Genomic DNA, 7833 nt, shown 5'->3' on the forward strand with positions numbered 1-7833 from the left:
TCGGCCAGGTCATCACCAACCTGATCGAGAACGCGCGCTCCTTCGTGCCCGACGAGCACGGCCACATCGCGATCTCATTGGCGCGTGCTGGAAAGTTCAACATCATCACCGTCGACGACAACGGCCCGGGTATCCGGGCCGAGAACATCGACCGCATCTTCGAGCGCTTCTACACCGACCGGCCGGCCGGCGAGGCGTTTGGCCAGAACTCTGGCCTCGGGCTGTCGATCAGCCGCCAGATCGTTGAGGCGCATGGCGGCACGCTGACGGCCGAGAACATCCCCGGCACCAAGCCCGGCGAGATCAAGGGCGCGCGTTTCGTGGTGACGCTGCCGGCGGAAGGCTGACGCTAGCCGAACATGCCGGACACCGCCGCGAAGCCCCTGAACATCCACGGGACGGCCCTCCTGATCGGCGAGCGCGGCGTGCTGATCACCGGGCCGTCCGGCGCCGGCAAGACGACGCTGGCGCTGGCGCTCCTCGATCATTGCCGCACCCGCGGCATGTTTTCCCGGCTGGTCGGCGACGACCAGCTGTTTGCGGCCGCGCATGGCGGGCGGCTGGTGTGCCGCGCGCCGGCAAGCATCGCCGGACTCTGCGAGGTGCACGGCATCGGGCCGCGGCCGTTGGCCTTCGAGCCGGCCGCCGTGATCGACCTTGTCGTTCGGCTTGTCGAGCCGGCCGCCATGGCGCGGCTGCAGGACGAAGCCACCGAGACGATCGAGGGTTGCCGGCTGCCCCGCATCGACATCGCCCGGCAAAATGTCACCGCCGCGCTGCCCATGCTGATGGCGCGGCTGGCGATCCAGCCTTTTTCATGATCCGGCCGGGGTTTTTTGCTGCGATGCGTCAAAATGGCCCAAGCCGCCGCAATTTTGGGCTTGTCAACCGGCCGTGCGTCGACAAGATAGCGCTCCCGCCGCCTGGAATGGCTGGCGAACATAATATACGCCTGTGAAGCGGCGATGACGGGAGCCACCAGAGAATGATCGGACTCGTGCTCGTGACGCACGGTCAACTCGCAACCGAGTTCCGGCATGCCGTAGAACATGTCGTCGGGCCGCAGGACAATTTCGAAACCGTGGCGATCGGCGCCGACGACGACATGGAGCAGCGCCGGGCCGACATCGTCGATGCCGTGGCGCGTGTCGACACTGGCGCCGGCGTCATCGTGCTCACCGACATGTTCGGCGGCACGCCGTCCAACCTCGCCATCTCGGTGATGGAATCCGGCCGCACCGAGGTCATCGCCGGCATGAACCTGCCGATGCTGATCAAGCTCTCCTCGATCCGCAAGGGCGACAACATGGCCGCCGCGCTCGACGAAGCGCAGGCGGCGGGCCGCAAATACATCAATGTCGCCAGCCAGCTCCTGAGCAGCAAATGAACGCATCGGCGCCGCAGACGGATGAGGTTGTGCGGGAGTTCCCGATCATCAATCAGCGCGGCCTGCATGCGCGCGCTTCGGCGAAATTCGTCCAGGTTGCCAGCGGATTCAATGCCACCATCCATGTCGAGAAGGATGGCGTGAAGGTCGGCGGCACCTCGATCATGGGCCTGATGATGCTGGCGGCGAGCCCGGGCTATTCGATCCGCGTGATCGCCAGCGGCCCGGAAGCCGTGCCGGCCATGGACGCGCTGGAGCAGCTGGTCGCCTCGCGTTTCGGCGAGGAAATCTAGTCCCCGGCCTCACATTTCGCGCCTCGAAGACATGCGCGCATAAAGATTTCTTTATGTCCCATTGTCGTATGGCGACCGATCTGCTAGTCAGGCCGGCAACCGCGCCCTTCCATGCGCCTCCCGGCGCCGGCGCGCATTGAGAAAAATCACACCGGAGCACTGCCATGACGGGTAGCAAGGACTATGTGGTCGCCGACATCTCGCTTGCCGGCTGGGGCCGCAAGGAAATCGAGATCGCCGAAACCGAAATGCCGGGCCTGATGGCCTGCCGCGAGGAGTTCGGCGCCAAGAAGCCGCTGAAGGGCGCGCGCATCACCGGCTCGCTGCACATGACGATCCAGACGGCGGTGCTGATCGAGACGCTGAAGGCGCTGGGCGCCGACATCCGCTGGGCATCTTGCAACATCTTCTCGACGCAGGACCATGCGGCCGCGGCGATCGCCGAGGCCGGCATCCCGGTGTTCGCCATCAAGGGCGAGTCGCTCCAGGACTATTGGGATTACACCGACCGCATCTTCCAGTGGACCGACGGCGGCACCTCCAACATGATCCTGGACGATGGCGGCGACGCCACCATGTACATCCTGCTCGGCGCGCGTGCAGAGGCCGGCGAGGACGTGTTGTCCAATCCCGGCAGCGAGGAGGAAGAGATCCTGTTCGCGCAGATCAAGAAGCGCCTGAAGGCTTCCCCGGGCTTTTTCACGAAGCAGCGCGAAGCGATCCGCGGCGTCACCGAGGAGACCACCACCGGCGTCAACCGCCTCTACCAGCTGCAGAAGAAGGGCCTGCTGCCCTTCCCGGCGATCAACGTCAACGATTCCGTCACCAAGTCGAAGTTCGACAACAAATATGGCTGCAAGGAATCGCTGGTCGACGGCATCCGCCGCGGCACCGACACGATGATGGCCGGCAAGGTCGCGGTGGTGTGCGGCTATGGCGACGTCGGCAAGGGCTCGTCGGCCTCGCTGCGCGGCGCCGGCGCCCGCGTCAAGGTCACCGAGGTCGACCCGATCTGCGCGCTGCAGGCGGCGATGGATGGCTTCGAGGTGGTGACGCTGGAAGACGCGGCCCCGACCGCCGACATCGTCATCACCACCACCGGCAACAAGGATGTCGTCACGCTCGACCACATGCGGGCGATGAAGGACATGGTGATCGTCGGCAATATTGGCCACTTCGACAACGAGATCCAGGTGGCGTCGCTGCGCAACCTGAAATGGACCAACGTCAAGCCGCAGGTCGACCTGATCACCTTCCCGGACGGCAAGCGGATGATCCTTCTCTCCGAGGGACGCCTGCTCAACCTCGGCAACGCCACCGGACATCCGAGCTTCGTCATGTCGGCCTCGTTCACCAACCAGGTGCTGGCGCAGATCGAGCTGTTCACCAAGCACGGCCAGTACCAGAACCAGGTCTATGTGCTGCCCAAGCATCTCGACGAGAAGGTGGCGCGGCTGCATCTCGACAAGCTCGGCGCCAAGCTGACCGAGCTCTCCGGCGAGCAGGCCGCCTATATCGGCGTGACGCCGCAGGGCCCGTATAAGCCGGAACACTACCGCTATTAACCAAAGCGAAATTATCTACCAGATATTGAAGCCGGGTGGTTGACTTTCCGCCCGGCTTCATTTTTTGCGCCAATGATTCTTCACGCCGATTCCGGCAGGCGTTATTGTTGTGATTCGCGGTCCGGGGACATGTTGGGCCGGGGACGCATTCAGGGCGGTCTTGCATTCAAGCGGCGAAGAGGACCAAGACATGCCGGGGGATTACCCGCCAAGCGCGGGAAAGGCCGTTTCCGGCGGCCATGAGGATTCGAACGAAGCCTGCTCCGCCGTGAACGGCGGCGGTTTTCGTGCCGGTGCGCGGCAGGCCTTGCTTCTTGCCACCTCGGCGCTTGCCAGCCCGCTGCTCGCCTTTGCCGCGCGCGCCGACACAAGCCTTCCGGGAAAGGCCGCGGCGCCGGTCAGCACCGTCGAGGTCATGCAGCTCGCCATGTTCGTCGGGGTGATGGGCGCGGCGCTTGTCTCGGCCATCTTCCTGATCCGCGAACGCGGGCGCACCGCCGCGCAGAATGTCCAGCTCAGGGCCCGCATCGCGGACGTCAACGCGGCGCTGCAGCGTTCCGAGGCGCTGCTCAACCTGCGCGACCAGCGGCTGATCGTCTGGGCCACGGACAACAAGAAACCCGAGCTCATCGGCAGCCTGCCGTTGGAAAGCGGCGCGCCCGACGACAGATCCGCCTTCCTCGCTTTCGGCCGCTGGCTGATGCCGCGTTCGGCGGCGGCGCTGGAACACGCCGTCGCCGCGCTGCGCGAGCAGGCAAAGACCTTCGATCTGGTCATCGAGACGCAGGCCGGCGTGCCGCTGGAAGTGCATGGCCGCAAGAGCGCGGCTCATGTCTTGGTGCGCTTCGTCTCGCTGTCGGAGACGCTGCGCAACCAGGCCAGGCTGAAGATCGAGAACCAGCGGCTCAGCGCCGACCACGACACCATGATCGGCCTGCTCGACGCGTTGAAGATGCCGGCATGGCTGCGGTCAGCGGACGGCCGATTGCAATGGGTCAACCGCGCCTATGCCGAGGCGGTGGAGGCAGAAAGCCCGGGTGTTGCCGTGCGCGACGCCAGGGAATTCCTCGGCGGCCAGGCGCGCGAGCAGATCGCCGAGCAGCACAAGACGCGCGCGGTCTTCGAACAGACGCTTTCCACCGTCATCGATGGCGACCGCCGCATGTTCGCGGTCACCGACTTCGCCGGCGCCGACGGCTCGGCGGGGCTTGCCTGCGACACAAGCGCGGCAGAGACGATCCGCGCCGAATATGAGCGGACCGTGCGCAGCCATGCCGACACGCTCGACCAGTTGAACACCGCGGTGGCGATCTTCGACACAGAGGAAAAGCTGCGCTTCTTCAACCAGGCCTTCCAGAAGCTCTGGGGCCTCGACTCGGGCTTCCTGCTCAGCGCGCCCTCCAACACGCTGCTGCTCGACCGGCTGCGTTCGGAAGGCAGGATCGCCGAGCAGCCGGAATGGCGGCGCTGGAAGGAAAACCTGCTCAGCGCCTACCGCGCCGTCGAATCGCAGGAGCACTGGTGGCACCTGCCGGACGGCAAGACGATCCGCGTGGTGGCGAACCCGCAGCCGAAGGGCGGCGTCACCTGGGTGTTCGAGAACCTGACCGAGAAGATGGATCTCGAAAGCCGCTACCAGACCGCCGTGCGGGTGCAGGGCGAGACGCTGGACAACCTCGCCGAAGGCGTGGTCGTGTTCGGGCCGGACGGGCGGCTGCGCCTGTCCAATCCGGCCTTCGTCGCGCTTTGGGGGCTGACGGCGGAAGCGGTCAAGCCCAACGTCCATGTCTCGGCGATCCGCGACCTCTGCGACCAGCACGCCGCGAACAGCCCGTGGGGCGGCTTCGTCGCCGCCGTCACCGGCTTCGACGATGAGCGCCGCGACCGCCGCGGCCAGATCGAGCTGATCAACGGCAACGTGCTGAGCTACGCGGTGATCCACCTGCCCAACGGCCAGGTGATGATCACCTTCGTCGACGTCACCGACACCGTCAATGTCGAGCGGGCGCTGAAGGACAGGAACGAGGCGCTGGAGAAGTCCGACCAGCTGAAGAACGAATTCGTGCAGCACGTTTCGTATGAGCTGCGCTCGCCGCTAACCAACATCATCGGCTTCACCGAGTTGCTGTCGCTTCCCGCCACCGGGCCGTTGACGCCGAAGCAGCGCGAATATGTCGAGTATGTCGGCTCGTCGTCATCGGTGCTGCTCACCATCGTCAACGACATTCTCGACCTGGCGACGGTCGACGCCGGCATCATGCAGCTCGACATTTCCGAGATGAACATCGATCGGACGATCGCCGCGGCCGCCGAACTCGTCGCCGACCGGCTGGACGAGCACCGGATCAAGCTCGCGATCGACGCAACGGAGGCGCCGGCGAGCTTCCACGGCGACGAGACCCGCATCCGTCAGATCCTGTACAATTTGCTCAGCAACGCGGCGAACTACGCGCCGGAGGCAAGCACGATCCGGCTTACCTGCCGGCGGCTGGCCGACGGCGTCGAGTTCTCGGTGCATGATGACGGCCCCGGCATGCCGCCGGACGTGCTGGAGTCGGTCTTCCGCCGCTTCGAGCCGCGCGCCAATGGCGGGCGGCGGCGCGGCGCGGGGCTCGGGCTCTCGATCGTCAAGAGCTTCGTCGAGCTGCATGGCGGAACCGTGCGCATCGAGACCGGCCAGGACAGGGGCACCACGGTGATCTGCACCTTCCCGGACAAGCCGTCCGGAATCCCGGACACGCCGGCCGGCATCCGCGACGCGGCCGAGTAGCGCGGCCTATATGGAAGGAATGGTGCTGGAGCGTTTTCTCGCCGACGAGGCGGCAACGGCAAGGCTGGGCGAGGATCTCGCCATGGCATTGCGCGCCGGCGACGCGATCGCGCTCAAAGGCGACCTCGGCGCCGGCAAGTCGACGCTGGCCCGCGCGCTGATCCGGGCACTGGCCGACGACCTCAATCTCGAGGTGCCGAGCCCGACCTTCACGCTGGTACAGAGCTACGAGACGCGCGTTCCCGTCCACCATTTCGACCTCTATCGGCTTTCCTCACCGGACGAGATCGACGAGCTCGGCCTCGACGATGCTCTCAGCCAAGGCACGGCGCTGATCGAGTGGCCGGAACGGGCCGGGGATCGATTGCCGGGGGCGGCGCTATGGGTCGATCTGGCCGAGCAGGGCGAAGGCCGCGTGGCGCGGTTGTCGGGACAGGGACCGGCCTATGATCGCGCGGCGCGATCGCTGGCCATGCGCGATTTCCTGGTCTCGGCCGGATGGGGCGAAGCCAGCCGCCGCCATTTCGTCGGCGATGCCTCCGCCCGATCCTACGAGATCGTGTCGCTGCCCGGCCAGGCGCCGCGCGTGCTGATGAACTCACCGCGCCTCGCGCTCGGGCCGCCGGTGCGCGACGGCAAGCCCTATGCGGTGATCGCCCATACGGCGCAATCCGTCGCCGCCTTCGTCGCCATAGACAAGGCGCTGCTGGCGAACGGGGTCAGCGTGCCGGTGATCCATGCCCAGGACCTCGACGAGGGTTTTCTGCTCCTCGAGCATCTCGGCTCCGAGGGCTTCTTGAGCGGCGACGGCCAGCCCATCGCCGAACGCTACGAAGCGGCGGCCGAGCTGCTTGCCATGATGCATGGCAGGACTTGGCCCACGCGCATGGAGGCGGCGCCCGGCGTGTTCCACGACATGCCGCCTTTCGATCGCGACGCCATGCTGATCGAAGCCGATCTTCTGGTCGACTGGTATGTGCCTTGGATCACCGGCGGGCCGGCAAACGGCGTGTTGCGGGCAGGCTATCACAAGGAATGGAACGCGGTGCTCGACCGCCTCGCCGGCAGCGAATACACGCTGATGCTGCGCGATTTCCATTCGCCCAACATCATCTGGCGCGCAGAGCGATCGGCCCTCGACCGGCTCGGCATCGTCGACGTCCAGGACGCGCTGATCGGCCCCGCCGCCTATGACGTCGCCTCCCTGGCCATGGACGCACGCGTCACCGTCTCGCCCGAGATCGAGCGGCGGACGGTGGCGGCTTATGTCGCGGCGCGGCGCGCCGCCGGTGCCTTCGACGAAGCCGGCTTCGCCGAGGCCTACGCGATCATGGCGGCGCAGCGCAATTCAAAAATCCTCGGCATCTTCGTGCGGCTCGAAAAGCGCGACGGCAAGCCTTACTATCTGAAACACCTGCCGCGCATCCGCGACTATCTGAGGCGGGCGCTGGCGCATCCGGCGCTGGCCGGCCTGAAGGAATTCTACATGGCCCACGGCCTGCTCGAGGAACGGGTCCCATGAAACCGACGACCGCGATGGTGCTGGCGGCCGGGCTTGGCAAGCGCATGCGGCCGATCACCGACACGATGCCGAAGCCGCTGGTGAAGATCGCAGGCAAGACCTTGCTCGACTGGGGGCTGGACAGCCTGGAGGCCGCAGGCATAGCCAAGGCAGTGGTCAATGTGCACTATCTGCCCGAGCAGATCGTCGCCCATGTCGCCGGACGCAGCGCTCCGAAGATCGTCATCTCCGACGAGCGCGAGGCCCTGCTGGAATCGGCGGGCGGCATCGTCAAGGCGCTGCCGCTCTTGGGCAGC

General features: G+C 66.1%; 8 protein-coding genes. All 8 read left to right on the top strand.

The window, feature by feature from the left end:
* On the top strand, positions 1 to 347 hold a 347-nt coding region (locus tag EOA23_RS28985), incomplete at its 5' end, for an ATP-binding protein (protein ID WP_245474377.1).
* 12 nt (positions 348 to 359) lie between these two features.
* Complete coding sequence (locus tag EOA23_RS28990) at positions 360 to 821, top strand: HPr kinase/phosphorylase (RefSeq protein ID WP_127306665.1); 462 nt, start codon at positions 360 to 362, stop codon at positions 819 to 821.
* A 164-nt stretch (positions 822 to 985) separates the two neighbouring features.
* Positions 986 to 1387, top strand: a complete 402-nt coding sequence (locus tag EOA23_RS29000) for a PTS sugar transporter subunit IIA (protein WP_027166957.1) — start codon at positions 986 to 988, stop codon at positions 1385 to 1387.
* On the top strand, positions 1384 to 1680 hold the full coding sequence (locus tag EOA23_RS29005; RefSeq protein WP_095819113.1) for an HPr family phosphocarrier protein: 297 nt from the start codon (positions 1384 to 1386) through the stop codon (positions 1678 to 1680). Before EOA23_RS29000 ends, EOA23_RS29005 begins: the two co-directional genes overlap by 4 nt.
* Before the next feature lie 164 nt (positions 1681 to 1844).
* The gene (ahcY, locus tag EOA23_RS29010) at positions 1845 to 3245 is read left to right on the top strand and encodes an adenosylhomocysteinase (protein ID WP_126063335.1); all 1401 of its coding nucleotides are present in this window, start codon (positions 1845 to 1847) and stop codon (positions 3243 to 3245) included.
* A gap of 190 nt (positions 3246 to 3435) precedes the next feature.
* Positions 3436 to 6015 carry a PAS domain-containing sensor histidine kinase gene (locus EOA23_RS29015; protein ID WP_127306666.1) on the top strand — a complete coding sequence of 860 codons (2580 nt, stop codon included), beginning with the start codon at positions 3436 to 3438 and terminating at the stop codon, positions 6013 to 6015.
* Positions 6016 to 6025: 10 nt separating this feature from the next.
* Positions 6026 to 7537, top strand: coding sequence for a tRNA (adenosine(37)-N6)-threonylcarbamoyltransferase complex ATPase subunit type 1 TsaE (tsaE, locus tag EOA23_RS29020; RefSeq protein WP_127306667.1), 1512 nt, complete (start codon positions 6026 to 6028; stop codon positions 7535 to 7537).
* Positions 7534 to 7833 (top strand): sugar phosphate nucleotidyltransferase (locus EOA23_RS29025; RefSeq protein ID WP_148669353.1); only part of this gene is annotated, 300 nt, incomplete at its 3' end. The genes tsaE and EOA23_RS29025, both read left to right, overlap by 4 nt.

This window comes from Mesorhizobium sp. M2A.F.Ca.ET.042.01.1.1 (assembly GCF_003997405.1).
In the GTDB taxonomy this organism is placed as follows: Bacteria; Pseudomonadota; Alphaproteobacteria; order Rhizobiales; family Rhizobiaceae; genus Mesorhizobium.